The sequence below is a fragment of the Pseudomonas sp. MWU16-30323 genome, from assembly GCF_020515595.1.
Taxonomy (GTDB): domain Bacteria; phylum Pseudomonadota; class Gammaproteobacteria; order Pseudomonadales; family Pseudomonadaceae; genus Aquipseudomonas; species Aquipseudomonas yamanorum.
This window is the reverse complement of record NZ_JAIWYM010000001.1, coordinates 72,175-98,590: the sequence shown is the minus strand read 5'-3', so window position 1 is coordinate 98,590 and position 26,416 is coordinate 72,175. Positions and strand designations below refer to the sequence as shown.

The window sequence follows — 26,416 nt, the reverse complement described above, 5'->3', positions numbered from 1 at the left end:
ACCGTTTACGGTGCCGCGTTGCTCCTGCTCGCCCTTGATCAACTGGAGAAGCATCCATGCCCTCGATACGTTTACCCGCCCTGCTCGCCGCCGCCTTTGCCGCCGTCGTGAGCTTTTCCGCCCAGGCCGCCCCCAAAGACCATTTCAGCGTGTGCTGGACGATTTATGCCGGCTGGATGCCGTGGGAGTACGCCGGCAGCCAAGGCATCCTCGACAAGTGGGCCAAGAAGTACGGCATCAAGATCGACATGGTGCAGCTCAACGACTACGTCGAATCCATCAACCAGTACACCGCCGGCCAGTTCGACGGCTGCACCATGACCAACATGGACGCCCTGACCATCCCCGCCGCCGGTGGCGTGGACAGCACCGCGCTGGTGGTCAGCGACTTCTCCAACGGCAACGATGGCGTGGTCATCAAGGGCATCGGTAAGACCGTCGCCGACCTCAAGGGCATGAACGTCAACCTGGTGGAACTCTCGGTGTCCCACTACCTGCTGGCCCGCGCCCTGGAGTCAGCCGGCCTCACCGAAAAAGACCTGAAAGTGGTCAACACCTCCGACGCCGACATCGCCGCCGCCTTCAACACCGACCAGGTCAAGGCCGTCACCACCTGGAACCCGATGCTCTCGGAGATCAAGGCCAAGCCCGGCGTCACCGAAGTGTTCGACTCCAGCAAAGTGCCCGGCGAAATCATGGACATGATGGTGGTCAACACCCAGACCCTCAAAGACAACCCCAAGCTGGGCAAGGCACTGACCGGTGCCTGGTTTGAAGTGGTCGCCTTGATGAACGCGAAAAACGCCGCCAGCACCGACGCCCTGGAACACATGGCCAAGGCTTCCGGCACCGACCTCAAGGGCTTCCAGTCGCAACTGGACACCACCAAGCTGTTCGCCACGCCCAAGGAAGCCCTGGCCTTCGCCACCAGCGCGCAGTTGCCCGCCACCATGGGCAAGGTCGCCGAGTTCTCGTTTAAACACGGCCTGCTCGGTGAAGGTGCCAAAGACACCAACGCCGTGGGCATGAGCTTCGCCAACGGCGTGACCCGCGGCGATACCGCCAACCTCAAGCTGCATTTCGACCCCAGCTACGTGCAGATGGCGGCCGACGGCACGCTGTAAGAGGACCCGGCCATGCGCCTGATCAACCGTCACCCGGAACGCTCCAGTCGCCTGCTGTTGGTGCTGCTGCCCTTCGCCTTGCTGCTGTTCGCCTACTTCGTGGGCTCGGCCGAGCGCCTGGCAGACAACCCCAACGACAAGCTGCTGCCCAGCGCCGCACAAATGGGCGACGCGGTGAAACGCCTGGCCTTCAGCGCCGACGCCCGCACCGGCGAATACGTGCTGTGGCAAGACAGCGCCTCAAGCCTGCGGCGCCTGGCGATCGGTCTCGGCATCAGCGCCCTCGCCGGCCTGTGCCTGGGCATCGCTGCCGGGACCTTGCCGCTGTTTGGCGCACCGTTGTCGCCGTTACTGACGGTGCTGTCGATGGTGCCGCCGCTGGCGATCCTGCCGATCCTGTTCATCGTGTTCGGGCTGGGGGAATTGTCGAAAGTGATGCTGATCGTGATCGGCATCACCCCGGCCCTGGCGCGGGACCTGGAACAGCGGGCGCGGGAAATTCCCGTCGAGTTACTGGTGAAGGCGCAGACCCTCGGCGCCTCCACATGGACCCTGATGCTGCGGGTGGTGCTGCCGCAATTGCTGCCACGCTTGCTGATTTCCCTGCGCTTGATGCTGGGCTCGGCGTGGCTGTTCCTGATTGCGGCCGAAGCCATCGCCTCCACCGACGGGTTGGGTTACCGGATCTTCCTGGTACGCCGCTACCTGGCGATGGACGTGATCCTGCCCTACGTGGTGTGGATCACCCTGCTCGCCTGGCTGATGGACTGGGGCCTGAAAGCCCTGACGCGACGTGCGTTCCCCTGGTACGAAGGAGCGCGGGCATGAGCTTTATCAGCGTCAACAACGTGTGGCAGCGCTATGGCGAGCAGGTGGTGTTGGAGCGCCTGAACCTGCAGGTGGCCGAAGGCGAATTCTGCACCTTGGTCGGGACTTCCGGCTGCGGCAAATCGACCTTTCTGCGCCTGTTGCTGGGACAGGAAATTGCCAGCCATGGCGAGATCCTGCTGGACGGTAAACCCCTGGCCGCCGAACCCGATGCCAGCCGCGGCGTGGTGTTCCAGCGCTACTCGGTATTCCCGCACCTGACGGTGCTGAACAACGTTGCGCTGGGCCTTGAACTGCCGCGCTCGCCGTTGCTCGGGCGCCTGTTCGGCAGCGCGAAAAAACAGGCACGGGAACAAGCGGCCGCTCTGCTGCATAAAGTCGGTTTGGGCCATGCCCTGGACAAGTACCCGGCACAGCTTTCCGGCGGTATGCAGCAGCGGCTGGCCATCGCCCAGGCGCTGATCATGAAGCCCCGCGTGCTGCTGCTGGACGAACCCTTTGGCGCCCTCGACCCGGGCATTCGCAAAGACATGCACCTGCTGTTGCTGGAGCTGTGGCGCGAAACCAGGCTGACGGTGTTCATGGTCACCCACGACCTGAGCGAAGGCTTCAGCCTCGGCACCCGCTTGCTGGTGTTCGACAAGGTGCGCCTCGACCCCCACGCCCCCGGCGCCTACGGCGCCCGTATCACCTACGACATCCCTTTGAACAGCGAGCGCCGCAAGGCGATCGCCGCTGAACTTGGAGCCACTTCCAAATGACCGACTCAACTCAATTGTTCCCACCTTTCGCCGAGGAAATGCTCCCCGGCGGCGGCCACCGTTCCTTTGTGCTCAAGCGCGGCCAACTGCTGCGCCTCACCGACATTCGCGGCGGCGCCAACGTCAGCCTGACCCTGCTCAATGCCAACGAAAAAACCGAGCGTTTGAACCTGCCCGACAGCCTCAAATGCCAACACACCGCCAAGCTCACCCGCGGCCATTGCCTGTACTCGGACATGGGCCGCGTGCTGGCCGCCATCACCGCCGACACCTGCGGCTGGAGCGACAGCATCGGCGGCGTGTTATGCGCCGCCGAAGTCGCGGAAAAATACGGCAAGGGCCGCTATCAAGAGCTGCGCAACGGCTTCTACCGCAACGGCACCGACAACCTGCTGGTGGAATTGGGCAAGTGGGGCCTGGGGCTGTCCGACCTGCTGATGACCCTCAACCTGTTCAGCAAAATCACCGTGGATGACACCGGCACGCTGCACTTTGCCGAAGGTAATTCCAAGGCCGGCGACTACATCGAACTCTACGCACCGATGGACACGCTGGTGGTGCTCACCGCGCTGCAACATCCCATGGACCCCAACCCCGAATACGCGCCGCAGCCGCTGAAACTCAGCTGGATGAACGCCGACCCAAGCGTCGCCGAACACTGCCGCACTTCGCGCCCGGAAAATGAGCGCGGCTTTATCAACACTGACCGTCTGTTCGCCTGAGGACCTGCCATGTCTATCGCACTCGCCAAACAACCGGACGCGGCCGTGTACCGCGCGACCATCCCCGCCGGCGAACCCTGGCTGATGGAAGTCAAGGCCGGCCAGACCCTGCGCATCCTCGACCTTGAGGGCAACCAGGCCGTCGACACGCTGTTCTACAGCCTGAAAAACCCCAAGGAACGCTACGACGTGCAGCGCACCTTGCGCCGGCAAAACAGCGTGTACCTGAGCACCGGCAGCGTGCTGTATTCCAACCTCGGCCAGCCGATGCTGACCATCGTCGACGACACCTGCGGGCGCCATGACACCCTCGGCGGCGCCTGCGCCCAGGAGAGCAACACCGTGCGCTACGCCCTGGAAAAACGCTACATGCACAGCTGCCGCGACAACTACCTGCGGGCCTGCGCCCACGATGGCCGGCTGGGCAAAAGCGACATCGGGCCGAACATCAATTTCTTCATGAATGTGCCGGTGACCGCTGATGGCGGGCTGACGTTCGAGGACGGGATTTCCGCCCCCGGCAAATACGTCGACCTGCGGGCCGAGATGGACGTGATCGTGCTGATCTCCAACTGCCCGCAACTGAACAACCCGTGCAACGGCTACAACCCCACCCCGGCGGAGTTACTGGTATGGAACTGAAAATCAAGCGATTGCGTCAGTGGTTGTTCGCCCTGTGCCAGGCCCGAGCCGGGCAGTGTCTGCGAAAACACTGAAGATCAACTGTGGAAGATGACCTGTGGGAGCTGGCTTGCCTGCGATAGCGGTGGATCAGCCAACCTATGGGGTGACTGCCCCACCGCCATCGCGGGCAAGCCCGGCTCCCACAGTTGATCTCCATTGATGTTGAAATTTGCGCTCCGGACGACCGTAGCGCCATCCACATTTGCGGGACGGCCCGCATCCCAGGACAAGGCCGAGCACTCATCGGCCTGCGGGGTTTTGCCATGTTCGAAAAACTGTTGATCGCCAACCGTGGCGCCATCGCCTGCCGCATCCTGCGCACCTTGCGCGAGCTGTCGGTCAAGGGCGTGGTGGTGTATTCCGAAGCCGATGCCGCCAGCCTGCATATCCAGCAAGCCGACGAAGCCTACAGCCTGGGCGAAGGCGCGGCGGCCGGCACCTATTTGTCGGTGGAGAAAATCCTCGCCACGGCCAAGGCCTGTGGCGCCACCGCGATTCATCCCGGCTATGGCTTTCTCTCGGAAAACGCCGCGTTCGCCGAAGCCTGCGAAGCAGCCAGTATCGCCTTCGTCGGCCCGACGCCGGAGCAACTGCGGGTGTTCGGCCTCAAGCACACCGCGCGCGCGTTGGCCAAACAGCACAACATCCCGCTGCTGGAAGGCACCGAGCTGCTCAACAGCCTTGACGCCGCGCTGCTGGCCGGGGAAACCGTGGGCTATCCGATCATGCTTAAAAGCACCGCCGGTGGTGGCGGGATCGGCATGCGCGTGTGCCACAGCGCCGATGAATTGCGCGACTGTTTCGAGGCAGTCAAACGCCTCGGCCAGAACAACTTCAGCGACGCCGGCGTGTTTATCGAAAAGTACATCCAGCACGCTCGACATCTGGAAGTGCAGGTGTTTGGTGACGGGTGTGGCGAGGTGATCGCCCTCGGTGTACGCGACTGTTCAGTGCAGCGGCGCAACCAGAAAGTGCTTGAAGAAACCCCGGCGCCGAACCTGCCCGACGGCATGGCGGATGAGCTGTGCCGTGCCGCCATCACCCTGGCCAAGGCCGTGAATTACCGCAGCGCCGGCACCGTGGAATTTATCTTTGACAGCGCCGATGGCCGCTTCTATTTTCTGGAAGTGAACACCCGGTTGCAGGTGGAACACGGCGTCACCGAGCAAGTGTGGGGCGTGGACCTGGTGCGCTGGATGGTGCAACTGGCCGCCGGAGAAATGCCGCCGCTGCGGGAACTGGACCTGAAGCCTAACGGCCACGCGATTCAGGCACGCCTGTACGCCGAAGACCCGGGCCGGGATTTTCAGCCGAGCCCGGGGCTTCTGACCTGTGTGGATTTCCCGATTGCTGAAGGCCTGCGCGTCGACACCTGGGTGGAGGCCGGTTGCGAGATCCCGCCCTACTTCGACCCAATGATCGCCAAGCTCATCGCCTGGGCGCCAACCCGCGAACAGGCGCGGCTCGACCTGCATCAAGCCCTGACCAGCAGCCAGCTGTACGGTGTGGAAACCAACCGTGATTACCTGCGGCAAATTCTGCTGGCTGCGCCGTTCGCCAGCGGCCAGCCGTGGACGCGCTGCCTTGAAGATTTGGTGTACCACGCCGACACGTTCGAGGTGCTGAGCGCCGGGACCCAAACCAGTGTCCAGGACTATCCGGGGCGCCTCGGTTACTGGGCCGTGGGCGTGCCGCCGTCGGGGCCGATGGACAGCCGCGCATTGCGCCTGGGTAACCGCCTGCTGGGCAATGCCGAGGGTACTGCCGCACTGGAAATCACCATGAGCGGGCCAATGCTGCGCTTCAATTGCGCGGCAGTGGTGGCGGTGACCGGTGCAGACATTGTGCTGCGCTTGAATGATGAAGCGGTACCGATGAACACCGCGTTGCTGATCCCGGCGGGCGCGACCTTGAGCCTGGGCACCATCGCCGGGGCCGGTGCGCGCAGCTACCTTTGCCTGCGCGGCGGGCTGCAGGTTCCGGATTATCTGGGCAGCAAAAGTACCTTCACACTAGGACAGTTTGGCGGGCATGGCGGACGGGCTTTGCGGGCGGGTGACGTGTTGCACGTGCTGCCGTTGGAGGATGTGCGTTGCGGCAACACGTTAGTGCCTGAACCGCTTGCCGAGGTGCGAACCCTGCGGGTGATCTACGGCCCTCACGGCGCGCCGGAATACTTCAAGCCTGAGTACATCGAGACGTTCTTCGCCACTCAGTGGGAAGTGCATTTCAACTCCAGCCGCACCGGCGTGAGGTTGATCGGGCCGAAGCCATTATGGGCGCGTACCGATGGGGGTGAGGCGGGACTGCACCCGTCCAACATTCACGACAATCCCTACGCGATCGGAGCGGTGGACTTTACCGGGGACATGCCGGTGATCCTCGGCCCCGACGGCCCGAGCCTGGGTGGATTTGTATGCCCGGTGACGGTGATCGAGGCGGACTTGTGGCAGTTGGGCCAGCTCAAGGCGGGTGACAAGATTCAGTTCACTCCAGTCGACCTAAAGACCGCCCGCACACTCGCCTTGGAATGGGATCAGGTGTGGGAGCCGGGCTTGCCCGCGATGCAGGCAACTCGGTCCGACAGGCAAGCCGAGGCGATGCTTTCGCGAGCAAGCCCGCTCCCACATTCGATTGAGTCGCCTGTGGTGTGTGATCGTTCCCACGCTCTGCGTGGGAATGCCGCTTGGGACGCTCCGCGTCCCGCTGTCGACGCAATGACGCAGAGCGTCACAGGATGCATTCCCACGCAAAGCGTGGGAACGATCATGTCGCCTGTTGTTCTGGACATCGGCCAAGCCGACACGCGCCTGGTCGCCCGCCTCGCCGGTGACACCCACCTGCTCCTGGAAATCGGCGCCCCGGAACTCGACCTGGTGCTGCGCTTTCGCGGCCACGCCCTGATGCAAGCCCTCGAAGCACAGGCACTGCACGGCGTCATCGACCTGACCCCCGGCATCCGTTCCCTGCAAATCCACTACCAGCCCGAACAACTGCCCCTCGCCGACCTCCTGGCCTTGATCGCCCGCGAATGGCACACCGTCTGCGCCAGCCAAAACCTGCAAGTGCCGTCGCGCATCGTCCACCTGCCACTTTCCTGGGACGATCCGGCCTGCCAACTGGCCATCGAAAAATACATGACCACCGTGCGCAAGGATGCCCCGTGGTGCCCGAGCAACCTGGAGTTCATCCGCCGCATCAACGACCTGGCCAACCTCGACGAAGTGCGCCACACCGTATTTGACGCGAGCTACCTGGTGATGGGCCTGGGTGACGTCTACCTCGGCGCCCCCGTGGCCACACCACTGGACCCGCGCCACCGCCTGGTCACCACCAAGTACAACCCGGCGCGTACCTGGACCGCTGAAAACTCCGTGGGCATCGGCGGCGCCTACCTGTGCGTGTACGGCATGGAAGGCCCCGGCGGTTATCAGTTCGTCGGGCGCACCTTGCAGATGTGGAACCGCTACCGGGAAGTCGCGGCGTTCGATGGCAAACCCTGGTTGCTGCGCTTCTTCGACCAGATCCGCTTTTACCCGGTGAGTGCGGATGAACTGGTGCAGATTCGCCGGGATTTCCCCCTTGGGCGGTTTGAACTGAACATCGAACACAGCCAGTTGAACCTGACGGATTACCAGGCCTTTCTCGCGCAGCAAGCCGAAAGCATTGGCGCGTTTCGCGGGCAACAGCAGCGCGCGTTCAACGCCGAACGCGAACGCTGGATCGCCAGCGGCCAGGCGCATTTCGACAGTGAGGAACTCGCGGCGCCATTGGGCGACGACACGCCGTTGCAGGCCAACGAATACAGCATCGACAGCCACATCGCCGGCAATCTCTGGCAAGTGCAGGTGAGCGCGGGTGAACGCGTGGCGGCGGGTGATGTGCTGGTGATCCTGGAGTCGATGAAAATGGAAATCCCGGTACTCGCGCCGTTCGCCGGCACCGTGCGGGAGATTCCCGTGCAACCGGGCAGCGGCATTGGCGCCGGGCAACGGGTGGTGGTGCTGGAGCGTGATTTGCAATAACGCCTCGGGGCTGTATCGTGCAAGGCACACCGGGTTTCACCGGGACCTTGTCCGATACAGCCTGAACCGACCGATGACCACGCCAACCCTCTGCCCCGCCTGCGGCGCCCGCAACGACTGCGCCCTGGCCGACCCGCGCACTGCCGACCAGGCCTGCTGGTGCTACAGCGTCAGCATCGACCCCGCCGTGCTTGAAGCCTTGCCGCCGGAACTGCGCAACAAAGCCTGCCTGTGCCCGCGCTGCGCCCAGGCGGACGAGCAACTGCGCGGCGCCGAGCCCACGTAATGCGTGTCGACCGTTTCCTCAGCAACCTGCCCCGTTTCAACCGCAAACAGGTTCGCCTGTTGCTGGTGGAACGCCGGATTACCGTCGATGGCCAATTCGTCAGCGATCCGCATCACCCGGTCAGCGAGTTCAGCCGTGTGCTGCTGGATGACGAAGTGCTGCAAGCCGGCAAACCCGCGCGCTACTTCATGCTGCACAAACCCCAGGGCTGCGTGAGCGCCACCGCCGATCCGCAACACCCCACCGTACTCGACCTGCTGGATGAGCCGGACAAGCACGAGCTGCACATCGCCGGCCGCCTGGACTTCAATACCACCGGCCTGCTGCTGATCACCAACGACGGCCAATGGTCGCGCCGCCTGACCCAGCCGCAAACCAAACTGCCCAAGGTGTACTACGTCGAGACCGAGCAGGACATTGGCCCGGAATACGCCGCCACCTTCGCCGCCGGCCTGTACTTCGCCTTTGAAGACCTCACCACCCAACCGGCCGAATTGGAGCTGTTGGGCCCCAGAACGGCGCGCCTGAGCATCATTGAAGGGCGTTATCACCAGGTGAAACGCATGTTCGGGCACTTCGACAACAAAGTGACTCGCCTGCACCGCGAGCGCATGGGGCCACTGGCATTGGACTCAGCCCTTGCCCCAGGCCGGTACCGGGCGCTTACGGACGCTGAAATCCAACAGGTCTGATGACCGTTCAGCCGATGATGGCAAAAAACCACGGCGTCGACTGGCGAACTGGCATCCCTGATGCTTGAATCAACCGAGCCAGCCGCAATCTGACTGGTGAGTCACCCCTACCTACAAGAAACACTTTGCCCGTCCGCACGCTTGATCTGCGGGCACCTCACGGCAAATTGCCCGCCATAACAACACCCGTCGGCCAGCCAGTACCGGATCGACATGGGCCCTCACTTCCAGGCGTATGCCTACCTGTCACAAAGCTCGTGCAGAGTGATCTGCGCGCATTACCCGCTTGCCAGGAGTCTTACGACATGAGGCCAGAAATCGCTGTGCTGGATATACAGGGTCAGTATCGGGTTTACACGGAGTTCTATCGCGCGGACGCAGCTGCCAAGACCATCATCCTGGTCAACGGCTCAATGGCCACCACTGCGTCTTTCGCCCAGACCGTGAAAAGCCTGTACCCGACATTCAACGTGGTTTTGTACGACCAGCCCTACGCCGGTCGCTCAAAAATCCACAATCGCCACGAGCATATGCTGACGAAAGAAGTCGAGGGCCAGATCCTTCTGGAACTCATCGACCACTTCGCCGCCGAACACGTGCTGTCCTTTTCCTGGGGCGGCGCCGCGACCCTCGTCGCCCTCGCCCACCGCCCGCGTCGTGTGGAAAAGGCCGTGATCAGCTCGTTCTCCCCGGTGATCAACGCCCCCATGCGCGACTACCTGGAGCGCGGCGTCGACTACCTCGGCAACCTCGACCGCGACCGCGTGGGCCACCTGGTCAACAGCACCATCGGCAAACACCTGCCGTCGCTGTTCAAACGCTTCAACTACAAACACGTGAGCAGCCTGGCCGAGCATGAGTATGGGCAGATGCACTTTCACATCAGCCACGTGCTCAACAGCGACCGGCTGTGCTACCTCAAGGCGGCGAAGCAGATTGATATACCGGTATTGTTCTTGAACGGCGAATGGGACGAGTACACCAGTGCCCAGGATGCCAAGCTGTTTGGGCAACATATTGCGAAAAGCAGCTTCGGCACGATTCAGGCGACCGGGCACTTTCTGGATATGGAGCACAAGGCCGCGAGCCGGGATAGCCGGGAGGCGTTGATGGGCTTTTTGAGGCCGGAACAGCAGCCAAGCCGGTTGCGGTACCACGCGTCACAGCCACAGCATGCGTTTGCCGTATGAGCGGTGGGGTTGTGGGTGGGCTGGATTTCCATAGGGGTCCGCCTGCCCACGACCGACCGTTGCCACGTAAAACACAGAATTTTCGAAGAAAAACTTCAAATCCGTGAGCACATCTGGTACAAAGTCAGCCGCTCTGAGCGGGTATAGTTTAGTGGTAGAACGAAAGCTTCCCAAGCTTTAGATGAGGGTTCGATTCCCTCTACCCGCTCCACTCAGATTTTGGTCCTGCGTCAGGCTGGTTTGACGGGGGATGTGTAAAAAACCGGTCCTTGGTGGCCGGTTTTTTTATGCTCGAAATTTGAGAGGGCTGCCGATCACCGAACAACCTTGAAATAGACAAGCTCCGGATCATCCTCATCCAGATTCTCAATAACGCCACTGCGCAAGAATCCAGCCTTGGACATGAGTTGCTGTGAAGCGACGTTTGAGCGGTTCGTTGAGGTAAAGAGCTTGTTCGTCTTACACGCGGATTCAGCAGCAACAAGCAGTAGAAGCGCGATGCCTTTGCGCTGGTGTGCGGGAGAGATAACCACCAGTGAAACAAAGCCATTCCCGAAAAAATCATGGGTAAGTACGAGATAGCCGACGACGCTGCCAGCGTCCACCGCAACCAGGCATTGACCCTTCTCAACAGCCTCGCGAATAAGCTCGCCGCGGCTGACATTCGATTTCGCGAAAGCGTCGAGCTCAACCAAGTCACTCAAGTCTTCAAGCTTTGCCTCTCGGGTGAACGGGGTTGTTTCTGCTTCGCTGTTCCAGGTCATCGGTGCGAACTCCCAACACATCAAAATCGGCTGCCCTTCCCTTGGTATGTGCGGCCTGGAAGGGAAAGCCTTTTATAGAATCAAGAAACGCGATCCACTCGGTCCTGCACGGCTTCTACCAGCAAAAGCCCCAACTCAATCATTTGCTGAATCGCCAAGGCCAGGGAGCGATGCTCGTCTGGCAGGTTATCGGCAAATTCATTGGTCATTGCCCCCGCGCCTGCAATGGTTTCGTAGGCGTTGGCGAGCAATGCATCGGTGCCGATTTCGGGACGTACGCTGAATATTCTTACGGGTGAATTATACGAGTCAGTACACATCTGTTGATCCTCAAGAAGGACCACCACCCAGTACAACGGAAATAGGGTGGCAGCTGTACACAGGTTAGTAGACCGGGTAGCTTTCAAAACCGGCGCGCCCGAAGACGCCCTGCGCACAGCCACCGTCAAGTACAGGCACTGAAGTGCCTGACTGATGGGACAGCCATACGCCAAAAGCTACAACGGGCTACTAAACCCGACCGCTGATGGGCAGCGGCTGACGAACCTTAAAGAGGTCGCCCAAGGCGTACAACCGGGACGATTCTGATGGTTGTGTAGGCAAAGCCGCAAGATTCATCACTGCTTACTCGCCCAAATAAGCCGGCAATCTCTGGCAACAAGAAAGCAGCCGCTAGCATTTGAACTAGCCACCTCACTCAGATCATTCTCCGGAACCTCATCGCACCAACGGGTGAGAAACCAGCCACGAAGAATTGATCATGAACCAAACACTTACGGCATTTGATATGACGACACTGCTGGACACTGACGAAGCCATCAACGAGTACGTTTCTCAGGTTTTGGCTGACGGCGACAATGGGGAATTTCTCAGAGCGGTCAGCTATGTGACCGAGACTCGCAAAAAAGCAGAAACCTTCCATATTTCCAAGTTTGAACCATGAAAGACGCATACGATTTCAGCACCGGCAAACGTGGTGCCATCGCCAGCAAAGTGGGCAAGGAGCAGATAACGATCATGCTGGATGAAGCAGTGATTGAAGCTATCCGCAAACGCGCTGAAAGCTCTGGGACCGGAAATCAAACGGTGATCAACACCCTTCTGCGGCAAGCACTAATTCCTCTGGATGGGCAGTGATTTTTCGTGGCACTCAGGCAAGGCCATCGCAGCCTCGCCAAAGCTCGACAACTCCCACATTAGAGCGGTGTCGCTCCCAAATTTGGAATGCACTTCCTGTGGGAGCCGGGCTTGCCCGCGATGCAGGCGGCGCGGTCTGCCAGGTACACCGCAGCGATCCCATCGCAGCCTCGCCAAGGCTCGACAGCTCCCACAAGGAACTGAATTCACCATCCGAAAAGACGGCTATCTCTCGAGCACTACACCCCGCTGCACCACCCACGCCAACGGCAAGGTCAGCAACAACATCCCCGCCAATACCATCACCGCCACCGGCACGCCCATCGAGTCCCCCAAGCCGCCAAACAGCACCGGCGCCAGCGCGCCACCACCGATGGTGCCGGTATAGAACACGGCAAACGCCTGTTCCCGTTTCCCCGCGCCCGCCAGGTCCGGCACCGCGCCGTACAGCACCGACGACGTGCCGTTCAACGCGAGCCCCAACACCGGCAACATCACCATCAAACTGGTCAACGGCAGGTACACCGCCGCAACGATCAACAGCGCGGTGCTGGTCTCCGTCAGCCACACGGTTTTCATCATGCCGATACGTGCGCCGAGGTAGCCGCAAAGCAACTTGCCGAAGGCGCCGCCGATAAACAGCAGGGTCAGCGCCAAGCCGATGCCTGCGGTGCCGGCGCCTTTGGCCTGCAGCAGAAAGGGCAAAAACGTGAGAAAGCCCATGCGCACGGCACTGTCGAGAGTGCCCGTAACGACCAACGCACGCAGGCCGCTGACGGAGCCGCTTCCTACCAGTGCCTTGGCGGTTTTCCCGGAAGTGGACGCCGCGGCCTGCGTGGGGATCAACCACCACAGCACCCCCGCCGCCGCCAGCCCCAGCAGGCCCAAAAACGTAACACTGGCGCGCCAGCTGATGACCGTCAGCAACAGCCCCACCAACCCGGGAACCAGGGTTTTGCCGATGTCCCCGGAGAAGTTGTATTGAGACAGCGCTTCCTTGACCCCACCACCGTTCTCGTAGGTATCGGTGATCAGTGAAGAAGCCAGCGGGTGTTGAGTACTCGCCCCTAGGCCACCCAATAGCAGCGCCAGCAATAACATGCCCAACCCGGTCGCCTGCCCCACCAACAGATAAGCAACACCGGCAAGCGCCGTGCCGCCCACCAGCATCGGCGTGCGTCCCCAGCGTTTGGCGGCGCGGCTGGCCATCAGTTGGAACACCGCCATCATCCCGGAGTACGCCCCACGCAGCAGGCCGATCTGGGCGTAGGTCATGCCGAACTGCGCTTGCCAGATCGGCAGCAGCACGTAGATCACATCCGTCAGGCCATCGTGAATCGCATGGGCGCTGCAGCCGGCGATCAACGAGCGGCGACGGGCGGAAGTCTCGGGTACGGGCACGGCAACGGCGTCGTTCATGAGGTCTTGCTCAGTTCAGATTGGAGGGGCTTCCAGCCCGTCAGGGCGATCAGCAGTGACAGCAACTGGAAACCGATGATCAGCGCTACGCACCCCGTCCAGCCCCAGCGCCCCCAGATCAGCGCCGGGACGATGGCGCCAAAGCTGCCGCCGAGGTAATAGCAGGTGAGGTACAGGCCCACGGCGCCGGCCTTGTTGTGGCGGGCGGTGGCGGTGGTGAAGGCGCTGGCGGCGGCCTGGGCGAGGAATACGCCGGTGGAACTGAGGGACAGGCCCAGTACGATGCACCACAGGGACGGCACCAAGGTCAGGGCCGAGCCGCAGACGCCGAGTGCCGCAGCCGCCGTCAACAGTTCGGATTGCGGGCGGGATTTGCTCAGGCGCCCGGCGATGGGGATCACCACCAGGGCCAGGAGGAACACCATGTAGAGAGTGCCCAGCGCCGCCGGGCCAAGGTCGAACGGGGCTTGGCTGAGGTAAAGGCCGGCGTAGGTAAAGGTCGCCACTTGGGAGAACAGCACGCAAAATCCTACGGCGTACGCCGCCAACAGCGGAGCGCCGAGTACATCGCTCCAAGTGGTTGCAGGTCGTGCAACGGGGGGAGGATTGTCCGGCAGCAGGAACTGGATAAATCCGCCCACCATCAGGCTCAACACTGCCAACAGCTCAAAGGCCTCACGCCAGCCGACATACTCGATCATCACCCCGGTGACGAAGCGCCCGGCAAACCCGCCGAGCACGGTGCCGGCCACGTAGAGGCTGGTGACTTCGGTCACGGTGCCGCCGCGCCAACGATCACCGATATAAGCCACGCTGGTGGCAAACACCACGGGGATCAGCATGCCTTCGATAAACCGCCACACCAGCAGCTCGGCGAAGCTGCTGGCATAGGCAGTCATCAGCGCCGGCACCGCCAGCAACAGCGCGGCCACCGAGATCACGGTGCGTTGCTCAAACCGCCCGGTCAGGCGGCTGACAAAGGGCGCAGTCAGCGCCACCGCCAAGGTGGTGACAGTAATGCTCCAACCGGCCGCCTTGGCGCTCACCTCAAAGTTGGCGGCAAGCGTCTGCAAAATGCTCTGGGTGGCGTAGAGGTTGAGAAACGCCGCGCAGCCACACAGGAACAGGGCAAGACGGGCACAATGCAGGCGCGGTTTCATGAAACCTCTCGTTTTATTATCTGAGGCCTTTATAGAATGACCCGCACACCCGAGACCAATACCGATTTCGAACCGATCAATACCCTGGGGCCAGGATGCTCGACCTACGCAAGCTGCGTTACTTTCTGACCGTCGCCGAAGAATTGCACTTCGGCCGCGCCGCCATTCGCCTGCACCTGGCCCAGCCGCCGTTGACCCGGCAGATTTCCGCGCTGGAGGCTGAACTGGGGTTTCGTTTGTTCGACCGCACCAGTCGCACAGTTTCGCTCACGCCTCAGGGCCGCTCGTTCCTGCCCTACGCACGGGCGGTGCTGGAGCAGGTCGACCTCGCCGAAGTCATCGCCGGCAAACTGGCCGCAGGCACCGCCGGGCAACTGGCGCTGGGTTACGTGAGTTCCATAGCCCTGTCGGACTTGTTCAGCCAGGCGATTCAAGCCTTCGCCCAACGTTTTCCCGATGTGCAATTGACGCTGGTGGAATGCGCCTCCGGCAGCCTGGGCGCACAGGTGGCGGATGGGCGACTGGATATCGGCCTGAGCCGGTTACTGCCCCAGGACGGTCAGACTGAGGTGCAAGCCTTGTCGTTGGGTGAGGAGCGGCTGGTGGCGGCGGTGTCCAGCGACAGCCCGTTGGCCAACCAGGCGGCGGTCAGCCTGGCGCAGTTGAGTGGGTATCCACTGATTCTGTTCCCAGCCGATTATGGCTCGGGACTTAACCAGTCCATTGAGCAGCTTTACCGGGGCAAGGGTTTGCCACTACGGGCCGGGCCGTCGGGGCGGCAAATCACGTCGATCATTGCACTGGTGGCGGCGGGCCAAGGTGTGGCGCTGGTGCCGGAATGTACTCAGAGTTTGATGAATAAGGGCGTGACGTATCGGCCGTTGGTGGACGCGGATGCGTATGCTCGGTTACTTGTTCTGACGCGCAACGGTGGGAGCAGCTTGATGGTTACGGCATTTTTGAACGTGATTGATGAGTTGCTCCAGGCTCGTCAGCAAACCTGATTGCTCTGCCGAAAAACCTCGCAATACCTCCGCCGGGCGCCGTCCCCACACGCTCATACACTGCATACACCACCTACAACAACATCGGTCGTCGACCGCTGGTAGGTAGAGTGTTGATAATTTATCTTCAGTGGTTATAGTCTCCACCAACACACACCACAAGGAGGTGATGTGGACAGCCGTTATTTGATAGGTCACATCGTTGCGGATGGCTGGTACCTGGTGCGAATCAGAGGCAGCCATCATCATTTCAAGCACCCGACAAAGCCGGGGCTTGTGACGATTCCCCATCCTAAAAAGGACCTGCTGGACAAGACCGCAAAGAGCATTTTGAAACAAGCTCTGCTCAGCTGATACGTTCGTGGAGGACAACAAACATGCTGTACCCAATCGCAATTTCAACCGGTGACGAGGACCATGCCTGGGGTGTGGAAGTCCCGGACATTCCCGGTTGCTTCTCAGCTGGAGATGATCTGGACGACGCCATGGCCATGGCCCGCGAAGCGATCGAAGGCCACTTCGAGATCCTCGCAGAAGACGGTGCGCCCATTCCTACAGCACAGAAAGTCACCCTTCATGCCGCCAACTCGCAATATGCCGGCTGCACGTGGGCGGTGGTGGATATTGATGTCACCAAGTACCTGGGCAAGGCACAGAAACTCAATATCACGTTGCCCGGCTACCTGCTGAACCGCATTGACGAATACGTCCTGCATCATCCGGAAGAAAAAAGCCGCTCGGGCTTTCTTGCGTCTGCTGCCCTCAAGGTATTGCAACAGGACCGGTAACAGCACTTCAAGGAACCGCGCAATGCTCCCTCCCTCACACCGCACGCCCAGCCCCGTACTGCGCAAAGTACTGGGCTGGGTGCTGGTCGCGCCTCTGCTGCTCTCGTTTCTCAGGCTGCCCTTTCCGCTGGGGCTCGTGCTGGTGCTGGCGTCCATCACGGCCTCCGTTTATGGCGCCCGGTTTGCCCAACTGCATGCCAGCCGACGTGTAACCGTAGGTGCCGTGATCATCACGCTGCTCAACATCGCTTCATTTTTTGTCATCGGCACGGCATCGGTACTCAAGGCGCTGTACTGGTTCTCGTGGCTTTATTGGTATCCGTATTACGCCGATTGGGTTTACTGGAACTTCTAAGTCGTTCGCGAATTCGACCGCAAGAAACGTAGTTCCACCATAGGCCAGCCTATCTACAGTAGAGCCATACCCACTCAAGGAGCCCGACCATGTCCTATGAATACCAATACATGCCTTCCCCCGTCGGCCAACTGACCCTCGTGGCCCGTGACGGAAAGCTCACCGCTATCCTCTGGGAAAAAGAACGCCCCAACCGCGTTCGCCTGGGTGCCCTGCAAGAGGCCAATAACAGCCCGGTGTTGCAGGAAACCGAGCGGCAGTTGAAGGAGTATTTCGCCGGTACCCGCAACCGTTTCGAGCTGGAACTGGACTTTGCCGGCACCGACTTCCAGAAGAAAGTCTGGCAGGCGCTGCTGACCATCCCGTTCGGACAGACCCGCAGCTACAGCCAGATCGCCGCACAGATCGGTAACCCCAAGGCAGTGCGTGCGGTGGGCGCAGCCAACGGACGCAATCCGATTTCGATTGTTGCGCCGTGCCATCGGGTCATTGGTGCTTCAGGCGGCTTGACCGGTTTCGCCGGCGGGCTTGAGGCCAAGCAGTACCTGTTGGCGCTTGAGGATGGCGTTCAGGCACAAACGCCATCCGGTTCCGCTTGAACCACGGCCCCGCGTATGAACGCCTGATATTCGAACAACGGGTTGAAACCCTGCTTGCGATAAAGCGACACCCCCTGTGGCGCTGCCTCAAGAAAGCAGTGCCGGGCGCCCAGGGCCTGAGCGTGAGCCAGTGCCGCGTGAATCAGTTGCGTGGCATAGCCTTTACCGCGCCAGGCGATCTCAGTCGCGATGTCATTAAGCCGGGCCACGCCATCGCACATCGATAACGTCAACGCACACACCACACCGACGCTGACTGACAGTGTGAAGTGGTAAAGGCCTTGATCGCTGTCCAAGGCTCTCTGATGCCGTGCCTGGTAGTGCGCGATGCCGCTCTGCTGCAGCGCGTACGCACTGCCAATCGGCCCGGCCCACTCGCTCAAGTGCCGAGTCAGGTGGATGTTCAGGTCGCTATCCCTCGACACCGGGGTAAACGTCGATAGTTCCAGGACCATGGCTGTCGTCCGCTCTACTGCAACAAAGCCCATCCCTATCAGCACCTCACCCAGGCCCTCCACCTTGTCTTGATGAATCAAGACACGAGTCGCCAGTGGGGTACGGCGAATCAGCTCCAACGGAGCGTCCATCGAGTGGTCCAGTGCCGAACTGCCCACCAGGACAAACAGCAGGTTCCAGGGGACAGGATGCTCGTCGGAAAAATATGCATTTACGCAGGCGCTGTAGCGGTGAATCAGCGGGCAGAGCGCCGTTAAGAAATGCTCTTCGGTATGGTAATAAAGAGCGGCCAGATCGCAGGTTGCGGTGGAATGCATGGGGCAGGTCCGGACAAAAACCTAGTGTTCCCCTCGGCCCTTCCGGGCAATGTAGGACCCGTCCTAAAAGCCCAACGGAAAAATATATAAATCTGCTTAAAACTCATTTGTTAAAAGAAATTTCAGAACACGCCTGCGGTCAGTATTTTCATCACCCACCCTTTAAGGAAAACGGTCATGAAATTCTCCGCAGTCTCACAGTCCCTGTCCCGCTGGGCAGGCAGTGCCCGCACGTTCTATGCGGCGGTGGCGTTGATCTTCCTGTGGAGCTTGAGCGGGCCTTATTTCCACTACAACGACACCTGGCAGCTGATCATCAACACCTCCACCACCATCATCACCTTTCTGATGGTGTTCCTGATCCAGAACACACAAAACCGCGACAACGACATTTTGCATATCAAGATCGACGAGTTGCTACGCGCCACCAAAGACGCGCAAAACGCGGTGCTGAGCCTCGATGGCCTTGATCGCAAGCAACTTGAGAAATTGCGCAAGGAATACAAGACCATGGGCGACAGCGAAACCATCACCGTCACCACGCTGGTGACCGAAACACCGAATGACGGTGACCGCCCCAAGACGGACTTTAACCAAGCATAAAAAAACGGCGGCTGGAGTGACCCAGCCGCCGTTTTTGATGAAGTACTCAATGCAATCAACCGTCGCCTTGGTGACCTTTACCGTAAGTCGACGCCAACGCCCGGGCTTTCTCCAGGCGCTCTTCCAACTTGGGCAGGGTCTCATCCACCAGGGCCTTTATTTCAGGAATGTCGGACTCGGCACCTTCCTGCTTGAACAGCGCGATCGCGTCTTCATTGGCCTTGACCTGCTCGGCGGTGTAGGCGGCGTCAAACGAATCGCCGTCCTTGAGTTCAGGCATCAGCGACTCGGCCTTGTCGACGATCTTGTCCCGTGGGGCCACCGGCAAGTCGAGCTTCTTGGCAATGGCCGCCAGGTGCTGATTGGCCAGGGTGCGTTCATTGATGACTTCGATGGTGTAGTCCTTGATTTCCTGGGACGACGTCTTGGCGTGTGCCATGCGGCTGGTCTCGATATCGGCCATGCCCTTGGCCGAAGCCTGCTCGATGAAATCGGCAGGCGACTGGGCGAAAGCACTGCTGGCGCCGAGGCCCAGCAGCATCGCGAAACTGGCGGTGCGTAACCGGATAGCCATGCGGCTCATGATGGGTTCCTCCAGGTAATAAACAGGTGCAGGGAAATGAGCCCCGCTCTGAATCTGAATTTTCAGGGCGGTAAAGGTTTAGAAAAAACTTGCCAGTGCGACGAACGGTCGTCAAATCTTGCGGCCAAACAGGCCCGACACTGTTCCCTGCACCTGCCCATTCAACCACTTCAACGCCGGGTCTCCACCCGGCGTGGCGCACGGCCGGCTGATCAGTGCTTGTCGAGGGTGCGCAGCTTCTGCGGCAAGCCCCACAGCAACAACGCCGCCGCCAGCAGTGCACACACGCCGATGACATACAGCGCCGGCGTGGTGCTGCCGGTCAGGTCCTTGATCCGGCCGACCATCACCGGGCTGACGATGCCGCCGAACTGGCCCAGGGTGTTGATCACCGCAATCCCGCCCGCCGCGCCCGCGCCGGCACCGGCCAACAGCTTCGGCGGCAAGGTCCAGAAGGTCGGGATCGAGGCGATGATGCCGGCGCCCAGCAAGCTCAGGGCGACGATCAGGAACGTGGTGTGATCGGCAAAGATCCCTGCACAAAAGAACCCCACCGCCCCCAGCGCCACCAGGCCGCTGACAAACTTGCGACGTTCGCCGGTGGCGTCCGACAAACGCCCGATCACCACCATGCTGATAGCGCCGCAGACGTAGGGAATCGCCGTCAGCAGGCCGATCATCACCGGGCTCTGGGTGCCGGCGCTGCGGATCAATTGCGGCGCCCAGAAGTTCAGGCCGTAGGACGCCACCTGGATCAGGAAGTAGATAAAGCCCAGCATCAGGAAACCGGGAATACGCAGTGCCGCAAGCAGCGAGCCACCGCTCTTGTGGGGTTCATGCACGGCAATGCGGCTGGCCAGCAACGTCTTCTCCGCCGAGGTCAACCAGTGGGCATCCTCGATGCGGTCCTTGAGCAGCTTGAGCACCAGGAAACCCAGGCCAACGCAGGGCAAACCACCGAGCAAGAACAGCCAGTGCCAGCCGCGCATTTGCAGCACGCCGTCGAGGTGTTCCAGCACCAGCCCGGAGAACGGCGCGCCCACCAGCCCGGCAAACGCCGAGGCCAGGAACAGCATCGACGTGATACGCCCACGGTAGTGCTGCGGGAACCACAAGGTCAGGTAATACAACACGCCCGGCGCGAACCCTGCCTCCATCGCACCAATGATGAAACGCAGCCCGTAGAACTGCCATTCGGCCGTGACAAACACCATCGCCGCCGTCGCCAGCCCCCACGACATCATGATGCGCGCGATCCAGCGGCGAGCGCCGACCTTGTACAGCATCATGTTGCTCGGCACTTCGAAGATCACATAGCCGACCACAAACAGCCCGGCGCCGAGGCCGTAAGCGGTGTCGCTCAAACTCAGGTCGGTCTGCAGCTGGAACTTAGCGAAGCTGATGTTGATACGGTCAAAAAACGCGAACAGGTAGCAGACCATGATCAGCGGCATCAGGCGCCAGGCGACCTTGCTGACCAGGGCTTTTTCGGCATCGTGTTCAGCGGCCGGGCGCACGCCGACCTCCAACGTATTAAGGCTCATTGTTTCTCTCCAGCGGACTGCTCGCAGGCGTCCGATTGTTTTTGTTGTCTGGTGGCGTCTTACAAGGTGGCGATGTAGGCCGGTGGCGGATGCAGGTCGCAATTGCGCCCGGCCTTGGCCACCTGGCCCGGGAGTTCATGGCCGAGCAGGGCCGGCAGTTGCCGCGACATTTTCAGCAAGTGAGGCAGGTCGATACCGGTGTGAATCCCGACTTCGTCACACAGGTTGACCAGGTCTTCAGTGCAGATATTGCCCGACGCGCCGGGCGCAAACGGGCAGCCGCCGAGACCGCCCAACGCCGCATCAAACCGTCGCGCTCCGGCCTCGTAGGCGGCCAGCACGTTGCACAAACCCAGGCCGCGGGTGTTGTGGAAATGCAGGGTCAGGTCGCTCGCCGGAACACGTTCCAGAACGCGTTTGACCAGGCGCTCGACTTGACGCGGGTTGGCCATGCCGGTGGTGTCCGCCAGGCTGATGCCCTGGATGCCCAGCTCGCGGTAGGCATCGACCAACTGCAGCACGCGGTCCTCATCGATCTTGCCCTCGAACGGGCAACCGAAGGTGGTGGCGATGCTGCCGTTGAGGCGCACCGGATAGTCGACAGCAAAACTCACGATGTCGCCGAACGCCGCCAACGACGCTTCGCAACGCATGCGCATATTCGCCAGGTTGTGGGTCTGGCTGGCGGACATCACCAGGTTCAACTCATCGGCCCGGGATTCGATGGCACGCTGGGCGCCCTTGAGATTGGGGATCAACGCCACGTAGATAATTCCGGGGCGGCGGGTGATGCCCTGGAACACCTGTTCGCCATCGCGCAACGCAGGAATGGCCTTCGGCGAGACGAACGAACCGGCTTCGATCCGGGAAAACCCCGCCAGGGACAGCTGGTCGATCAGCGCGACCTTGTCGACGGTCTCGACCCAGGTCGGCTCGATTTGCAGGCCGTCCCGGGGCGAGACTTCCTGCACGATCAGGGCATCGGAATAGCTTTTCATTGCACCACTCCCGAGGTTTTCAGACGTTGAATATCGGCCCCGCTCAAGCCCAGGTCGCCGAGGATTGCATCGGTGTGCTGGCCCAGGCTCGGGCCCTGCCAATTCACCGCGCCAGGGGTTTCCGACAGCTTGGGCACGATGCCGGGCATCTTCACCGTGAGGCCGCCGGGCAGGTCGGCGCTGAGCAACATGTCGCGGGCCTGGTAGTGCGGATCGGCGACGATATCGGCCACTGAATAGATGCGACCCGCCGGCACTTCGGCGGCTTCCAGGGCGCTGAGCACCTGGTCGATGGGCAGGCTGCTGGTCCAGTGGGTGATGGCGGCATCGAGCAGGCCGCTCTTGGCGGCACGGCCATCGTTGTGGGCAAACTCCGGCGCTTCGGCCAGGTCGGCGCGGCCGATGGCGAGCATCAGGCGCTTGTAGATCGGGTCGCTGTTGCCGGCGATCACCACGTAGGCGCCGTCGGCGGTCAGGTAAGTGTTGGAAGGTGCGATGCCGGGCAAGGCGCCGCCGCTGCGTTCGCGCACATGGCCGAGCATGTCGTATTCCGGTACCAGGCTTTCCATCAGGTTGAACACACTTTCGGCCAGGGACACGTCGACGACCTGGCCGTCGCCCTGGCCGGTCTTGACCCGCAGCAACGACATCAGCGCGCCGATCACGCCGTGCAGCGACGCCAGGGAATCACCGAGGCTCACGCCCACCCGCGCCGGTGGAGAATCCGGGTTGCCGGTGGTGTAGCGAATCCCGCCCATCGCCTCGCCGATGGCACCGAAGCCTGGGCGGTCGCGGTAGGGGCCGGTCTGGCCGTAGCCCGAGATACGCACCAAGGTCAGCTTGGGATTGAGGGCGTGCAGCACGTCCCAGCCCAGGCCGAGTTTTTCCAGGCCGCCGGGACGCAGGTTTTCGATCAGCACGTCGGCGTCGCCCAGCAGTTGTTTGACCAGGTCCAGGCCTTCTGCCGACTTGAGGTCCAGGGCCAGGGACTTCTTGTTGCGCGATTGCAGGTACCACCACAGCGAGGTGCCTTCGTGCAGCTTTCGCCATTTGCGAAGCGGATCGCCCTGCCCCATGGCTTCGATCTTGATCACCTCGGCGCCAAACTCGGCCATCAGCCGGGCGGCGAAGGGCGCGGCAATCAGGGTGCCGATCTCGATCACCTTGATACCGCTCAGGGGAGCCGTCATGGGGTGTACCTCTTGTTCTTGGAATGTGGGCCAAGGCTAGAGGACACGGGCAGTAGAAATCCAACCGTCAGTTGGCAACGAGCGTTCGCGAAATGCGAAGGCTTGAATAAGCGTTGGGTGTGGCGAGGGAGCTTGCTCCCGCTGGAGTGCGTAGCGCTCCCGGCTTTTTTGGGGCTGCTACGCAGCCCAGCGGGAGCAAGCTCCCTCGCCACAGCAAGCTCCCTCGCCACAGGGTGTGCTTACGCCTGCTCTCGCCGCAGGTAGTCGAACAACAACCGGCTCACCGGCGACAGCTGCGCCTCATCACGCACCACCAGGATCAGGCTGCGATCCGACCAGGCATCCGTCAGCGGCACCGCGTGCAAACCCAACGCCCGGCCAAACAATTCATAGGCCTTTTGCGGCAGGATGCCGATGCCCATGTTGGCCTGGACCATCCGGCACATGGCATCAAAGCCCGGCACATGGATCCGCAGGCGCAACACCTTGCCCGCCTCCCGCGCCGCCGCGTGGGTGCGCATGTTGATCGAACTGGCGGAATGCAGCCCCACGTAGTCGCTGTCCAGCGTCTCGACAAACGCCAGGGCCTTACGCGATGCCAACGGGTGATCCGCTGGCATCAGCACCACCAGCTTGTCCCGACGATAAGTCACGCCGGGCAGGCCTTTGGTGTCGGTGTCGCTGGAGCAGATACCCAGGTCCGCCACCCCATCGATCACGCCCTGGACCACGCCATTGCTGGGTCGCTCTTCCAGGTCGGCTTTGACCTGCGGGTGCCGCGCGGAAAAGTCGCGCAAGTCTTCCGGCAGGAACTGAATGATCGCCGAGAGGTTCGCCAGCATCCGCACATAACCGCGCACGCCGTGGCTGTGTTCGCCCAGCTCCAGGCCCATCTTCTCGACGTTGAACAACATCTGCCGCGCATGGTGCAGCAAGGTCTCGCCGGCGGCCGTGAGCTGCATGCCCTTGGCCTGGCGCACAAACAGGCTCACGCCCAACACCTGTTCCAGCTCCATCAAACGCTTGCTGGCGGCCGAGACCGCAATGGCTTCGCGGGCCGCAGCGCGGGTCAGCGTGCCTTCTTCATGCACCGCCACAAACAGTTGCAGGGTGATCAGATCAAGGCGACGAACCAGGCTTTTGTGCAGCATCTAGGCGCGCTCGGTGGCCAGGCGATTGATATCGGCCTGCTCCACCACCGGCAGAGGTGCGCCGTGCCGGACGGCCGCGAGCATCGCGCGGCCAACGGTTTCCGTGCTCACCACCCAGGCCGGCCGCACATGGCGCAGCAGCGACAACAACGGGCCGACCACGGTGTAGATGGATTGGTAGAGCGGGGTTTTCGAGCGCACGCCGTGCAACGGCTGAATCACCCCGGGACGGAACAGGTACACCGCCTTGAACGGCAGGCGCAGCAACGCGTTCTCGGTCTTGCCCTTGATCCGTGCCCACATGGTTTTGCCGGTTTCGCTGCTGTCGGTACCGGCGCCGGACACGTAGATGAAAGTCATCTGCGGATTGAGCCGGGCCAGGGTGCTGGCGGCCACCAGGGTCAGGTCGTAGGTCAAATGGGTGTACTTGACTTCGTCCATGCCCACCGAGGAAACGCCCAGGCAAAAGAAGCAGGCATCGAAACCTTGCAGCAGATGCTCAAGCGGCTGGAAATCGAACATATCGGCATGCAGCACCTGGTGCAGCTTGCCGTGTTCCTGGGTCAGCGCGGTACGGCCGACGGCGACGACTTCCTGCACGTCACTGGCCAGCAGGCACTCGCGCAACACGCCCTGGCCGACCATGCCGGTGGCACCGAATAGCAGAACTCTCATAGGGGGGACCTCTGCGGCAAGCTTCACGCCGCAAGCTTCAAGTTAAAAAGCAGCAAGGCACACACCTTAGCAGCTTGTTGCCTGAAGTTTGCCGTTGTCCCTATCAAAACGCGCTGCGGAAGATCTCTTCAATCTGACGCTGATCCGCGCGCCGTGGGTTGGTCAGGCCGCAGGCGTCCTTCAGGGCGTTGGACGCCAGCAGCGGGATGTCCTGCAACTTGGCGCCCAGCTCCCGCAGCCCGGCAGGAATTTCCACGTCCTGGGACAGGCTGCGAATCGCCGCGATGGCCGCCTGGGCGCCCTCTTCCACCGACGTCCCTTTGATGTCTGCGCCAAGGGCCCGTGCCACATGGCTCAGGCGTTCGGCGCTGACGCTGGCGTTGAAGCTTTGCACATGGGGCAACAGCACCGCATTGCACACACCGTGGGGCAAGTCATACAGCCCGCCCAACTGGTGCGCCATGGCGTGCACAAACCCCAGGGACGCATTGTTGAAGGCCATGCCGGCAAGGAACTGCGCATACGCCATGTTCTCCCGGGCGGCCATGTCTTGGCCGTCGCGCACCGCAATCCGCAGGTTGGCGCTGATCAGTTCGATGGCCTTGATCGCGCAGGCGTCGGTGATCGGGTTGGCGGCGGTGGACACATAGGCTTCGATCGCGTGGGTCAGCGCGTCCATGCCGGTGGCGGCAGTCAGGCCCTTGGGCATGCCGACCATCAGCGCCGGGTCGTTGACCGACAGCAGTGGCGTGACGTTACGGTCGACGATGGCCATTTTCACGTGACGGGTTTCGTCGGTAATGATGCAGAAACGGGTCATTTCGCTGGCGGTGCCGGCGGTGGTGTTAATGGCCACCAGCGGCAGTTGCGGTTTGGCCGACTGGTCGACACCTTCGTAATCGCCGATGTGCCCGCCGTTGGTCGCACACAGGGCAATGCCCTTGGCGCAGTCATGGGGTGAGCCACCGCCGAGGGACACCACGAAATCGCAGGCGCTCTGTTTCAGCAACGCCAGGCCTTTTTCGACGTTCTCGACATTCGGGTTGGGCTTGGCGCCGTCGTAGATCACCGAGTCGATGTCCTGCATCGCGAGTTTCTCGGCGATCATGCTGGCGACACCTGCCTTGGCCATCCCGGCGTCAGTGACGATCAGCGCCTTGCGAAAGCCGTAGTTGCGAATCGCGGTCATGGCGTCGTCGAGGCAGTCGATGCCCATGATGTTGACGGATGGAATGAAGAAGGTGCTGCTCATGGTGGCGAATCCTCGAAAGTCGTTATGCCTACAGCATCGACCTCGATTGCCTGCGGCATCTTGACCAGGATCAACGCCCGCTCGTGATAAAGTCACCGCCCAGCCGTTT

Annotated in this window: 27 protein-coding genes, 1 tRNA gene and 2 pseudogenes; 18 read left to right on the top strand and 12 right to left on the bottom strand. The window is 61.6% G+C overall.

Annotated features, from left to right (window positions below):
• The first annotated feature begins 56 nt into the window (after positions 1 to 56).
• The 10 genes from LIY45_RS00460 to LIY45_RS00415 all read left to right on the top strand — a co-directional run bounded on the left by LIY45_RS00460 (position 57) and on the right by LIY45_RS00415 (position 10,523).
• Complete coding sequence (locus LIY45_RS00460; protein WP_063032660.1) at positions 57 to 1,124, top strand: putative urea ABC transporter substrate-binding protein; 1,068 nt, start codon at positions 57 to 59, stop codon at positions 1,122 to 1,124.
• 12 nt (positions 1,125 to 1,136) lie between these two features.
• Positions 1,137 to 1,952, top strand: a complete 816-nt coding sequence (locus LIY45_RS00455) for an ABC transporter permease (protein ID WP_017479272.1) — start codon at positions 1,137 to 1,139, stop codon at positions 1,950 to 1,952.
• Positions 1,949 to 2,713, top strand: a complete 765-nt coding sequence (locus tag LIY45_RS00450) for an ABC transporter ATP-binding protein (protein WP_226474968.1) — start codon at positions 1,949 to 1,951, stop codon at positions 2,711 to 2,713. The genes LIY45_RS00455 and LIY45_RS00450 overlap by 4 nt, the downstream gene beginning before the upstream one ends.
• Entirely contained in the window at positions 2,710 to 3,435 is a 726-nt protein-coding gene (locus tag LIY45_RS00445; RefSeq protein WP_063032666.1) for an urea amidolyase associated protein UAAP1, read from the top strand. The genes LIY45_RS00450 and LIY45_RS00445 overlap by 4 nt, the downstream gene beginning before the upstream one ends.
• A gap of 9 nt (positions 3,436 to 3,444) precedes the next feature.
• Complete coding sequence (locus LIY45_RS00440) at positions 3,445 to 4,077, top strand: urea amidolyase associated protein UAAP2 (RefSeq protein ID WP_226474967.1); 633 nt, start codon at positions 3,445 to 3,447, stop codon at positions 4,075 to 4,077.
• A 305-nt stretch (positions 4,078 to 4,382) separates the two neighbouring features.
• The gene (locus LIY45_RS00435; RefSeq protein ID WP_226474966.1) at positions 4,383 to 8,144 is read left to right on the top strand and encodes a 5-oxoprolinase/urea amidolyase family protein; all 3,762 of its coding nucleotides are present in this window, start codon (positions 4,383 to 4,385) and stop codon (positions 8,142 to 8,144) included.
• A gap of 73 nt (positions 8,145 to 8,217) precedes the next feature.
• On the top strand, positions 8,218 to 8,430 hold the full coding sequence (locus LIY45_RS00430) for a cysteine-rich CWC family protein (protein ID WP_226474965.1): 213 nt from the start codon (positions 8,218 to 8,220) through the stop codon (positions 8,428 to 8,430).
• The gene (locus LIY45_RS00425) at positions 8,430 to 9,122 is read left to right on the top strand and encodes a pseudouridine synthase (protein WP_226474964.1); all 693 of its coding nucleotides are present in this window, start codon (positions 8,430 to 8,432) and stop codon (positions 9,120 to 9,122) included. Before LIY45_RS00430 ends, LIY45_RS00425 begins: the two co-directional genes overlap by 1 nt.
• A 305-nt stretch (positions 9,123 to 9,427) precedes the next feature.
• Positions 9,428 to 10,312, top strand: coding sequence for an alpha/beta hydrolase (locus LIY45_RS00420; protein ID WP_017479279.1), 885 nt, complete (start codon positions 9,428 to 9,430; stop codon positions 10,310 to 10,312).
• 137 nt (positions 10,313 to 10,449) lie between these two features.
• A tRNA-Gly gene (locus LIY45_RS00415) sits at positions 10,450 to 10,523 on the top strand.
• 103 nt (positions 10,524 to 10,626) lie between these two features.
• Here LIY45_RS00415 and LIY45_RS00410 read toward each other — a convergent pair.
• Together LIY45_RS00410 and LIY45_RS00405 are read right to left on the bottom strand one after the other, a co-directional pair.
• Positions 10,627 to 11,076: a GNAT family N-acetyltransferase gene (locus LIY45_RS00410; RefSeq protein WP_226474963.1), complete on the bottom strand. Its 450-nt coding sequence runs from the start codon at positions 11,074 to 11,076 to the stop codon at positions 10,627 to 10,629.
• A gap of 80 nt (positions 11,077 to 11,156) precedes the next feature.
• The gene (locus LIY45_RS00405; protein WP_226474962.1) at positions 11,157 to 11,396 is read right to left on the bottom strand and encodes a DUF6124 family protein; all 240 of its coding nucleotides are present in this window, start codon (positions 11,394 to 11,396) and stop codon (positions 11,157 to 11,159) included.
• A 440-nt stretch (positions 11,397 to 11,836) separates the two neighbouring features.
• Here LIY45_RS00405 and LIY45_RS00400 point away from each other — a divergent pair.
• A pseudogene (locus LIY45_RS00400) lies at positions 11,837 to 11,977 on the top strand (transcriptional regulator); the annotation flags it as partial.
• A 38-nt stretch (positions 11,978 to 12,015) separates the two neighbouring features.
• Positions 12,016 to 12,195 (top strand): annotated as a pseudogene (locus LIY45_RS00395) (BrnA antitoxin family protein); the annotation flags it as partial.
• Positions 12,196 to 12,438: 243 nt separating this feature from the next.
• Here LIY45_RS00395 and LIY45_RS00390 read toward each other — a convergent pair.
• Positions 12,439 to 13,632: an MFS transporter gene (locus tag LIY45_RS00390; RefSeq protein ID WP_226474961.1), complete on the bottom strand. Its 1,194-nt coding sequence runs from the start codon at positions 13,630 to 13,632 to the stop codon at positions 12,439 to 12,441.
• Positions 13,629 to 14,792: an MFS transporter gene (locus tag LIY45_RS00385; protein WP_226474960.1), complete on the bottom strand. Its 1,164-nt coding sequence runs from the start codon at positions 14,790 to 14,792 to the stop codon at positions 13,629 to 13,631. The genes LIY45_RS00390 and LIY45_RS00385 overlap by 4 nt, the downstream gene beginning before the upstream one ends.
• Before the next feature lie 95 nt (positions 14,793 to 14,887).
• Here LIY45_RS00385 and LIY45_RS00380 point away from each other — a divergent pair, with 95 nt between their 5' ends.
• The 5 genes from LIY45_RS00380 (at position 14,888) to LIY45_RS00360 (ending at position 17,538) form a co-directional block, all read left to right on the top strand.
• Positions 14,888 to 15,796 carry a LysR family transcriptional regulator gene (locus LIY45_RS00380; RefSeq protein WP_226474959.1) on the top strand — a complete coding sequence of 303 codons (909 nt, stop codon included), beginning with the start codon at positions 14,888 to 14,890 and terminating at the stop codon, positions 15,794 to 15,796.
• A 171-nt stretch (positions 15,797 to 15,967) separates the two neighbouring features.
• Positions 15,968 to 16,150 carry a type II toxin-antitoxin system HicA family toxin gene (locus tag LIY45_RS00375; RefSeq protein WP_003189411.1) on the top strand — a complete coding sequence of 61 codons (183 nt, stop codon included), beginning with the start codon at positions 15,968 to 15,970 and terminating at the stop codon, positions 16,148 to 16,150.
• Positions 16,151 to 16,173: 23 nt separating this feature from the next.
• Complete coding sequence (locus LIY45_RS00370; RefSeq protein ID WP_226474958.1) at positions 16,174 to 16,584, top strand: type II toxin-antitoxin system HicB family antitoxin; 411 nt, start codon at positions 16,174 to 16,176, stop codon at positions 16,582 to 16,584.
• 22 nt (positions 16,585 to 16,606) lie between these two features.
• On the top strand, positions 16,607 to 16,939 hold the full coding sequence (locus tag LIY45_RS00365) for a hypothetical protein (protein ID WP_226474957.1): 333 nt from the start codon (positions 16,607 to 16,609) through the stop codon (positions 16,937 to 16,939).
• An 89-nt stretch (positions 16,940 to 17,028) separates the two neighbouring features.
• Positions 17,029 to 17,538 carry a methylated-DNA--[protein]-cysteine S-methyltransferase gene (locus LIY45_RS00360; protein WP_226474956.1) on the top strand — a complete coding sequence of 170 codons (510 nt, stop codon included), beginning with the start codon at positions 17,029 to 17,031 and terminating at the stop codon, positions 17,536 to 17,538.
• Here the strand turns inward: LIY45_RS00360 and LIY45_RS00355 are convergent.
• Positions 17,508 to 18,311: a GNAT family N-acetyltransferase gene (locus tag LIY45_RS00355; RefSeq protein WP_226474955.1), complete on the bottom strand. Its 804-nt coding sequence runs from the start codon at positions 18,309 to 18,311 to the stop codon at positions 17,508 to 17,510. The two genes, LIY45_RS00360 and LIY45_RS00355, sit on opposite strands and share 31 nt — an antisense overlap.
• A gap of 177 nt (positions 18,312 to 18,488) precedes the next feature.
• Between LIY45_RS00355 and LIY45_RS00350 the strand changes: the two genes are divergently transcribed.
• Positions 18,489 to 18,914, top strand: coding sequence for a low affinity iron permease family protein (locus tag LIY45_RS00350; protein WP_226474954.1), 426 nt, complete (start codon positions 18,489 to 18,491; stop codon positions 18,912 to 18,914).
• A gap of 55 nt (positions 18,915 to 18,969) precedes the next feature.
• Here LIY45_RS00350 and LIY45_RS00345 read toward each other — a convergent pair whose 3' ends face one another.
• From LIY45_RS00345 to yiaY, 7 genes are all read right to left on the bottom strand, one after another.
• Positions 18,970 to 19,497, bottom strand: a complete 528-nt coding sequence (locus LIY45_RS00345) for a DUF4142 domain-containing protein (protein ID WP_177027174.1) — start codon at positions 19,495 to 19,497, stop codon at positions 18,970 to 18,972.
• 212 nt (positions 19,498 to 19,709) lie between these two features.
• A complete protein-coding gene (locus LIY45_RS00340; protein WP_226474953.1) occupies positions 19,710 to 21,041 on the bottom strand; it encodes an MFS transporter in 1,332 nt (443 codons plus the stop codon).
• A gap of 59 nt (positions 21,042 to 21,100) precedes the next feature.
• Positions 21,101 to 22,039, bottom strand: coding sequence for a hydroxymethylglutaryl-CoA lyase (locus LIY45_RS00335; RefSeq protein ID WP_226474952.1), 939 nt, complete (start codon positions 22,037 to 22,039; stop codon positions 21,101 to 21,103).
• Positions 22,036 to 23,229, bottom strand: coding sequence for a CaiB/BaiF CoA-transferase family protein (locus tag LIY45_RS00330; RefSeq protein WP_218263681.1), 1,194 nt, complete (start codon positions 23,227 to 23,229; stop codon positions 22,036 to 22,038). The genes LIY45_RS00335 and LIY45_RS00330 overlap by 4 nt, the downstream gene beginning before the upstream one ends.
• A gap of 239 nt (positions 23,230 to 23,468) precedes the next feature.
• On the bottom strand, positions 23,469 to 24,380 hold the full coding sequence (locus LIY45_RS00325) for a LysR substrate-binding domain-containing protein (protein ID WP_226474951.1): 912 nt from the start codon (positions 24,378 to 24,380) through the stop codon (positions 23,469 to 23,471).
• On the bottom strand, positions 24,381 to 25,055 hold the full coding sequence (locus tag LIY45_RS00320) for an NAD(P)H-binding protein (protein WP_226474950.1): 675 nt from the start codon (positions 25,053 to 25,055) through the stop codon (positions 24,381 to 24,383). It lies immediately after the preceding gene.
• Positions 25,056 to 25,158: 103 nt separating this feature from the next.
• On the bottom strand, positions 25,159 to 26,307 hold the full coding sequence (yiaY, locus tag LIY45_RS00315) for an L-threonine dehydrogenase (protein ID WP_017479299.1): 1,149 nt from the start codon (positions 26,305 to 26,307) through the stop codon (positions 25,159 to 25,161).
• Positions 26,308 to 26,416: the final 109 nt, after the last annotated feature.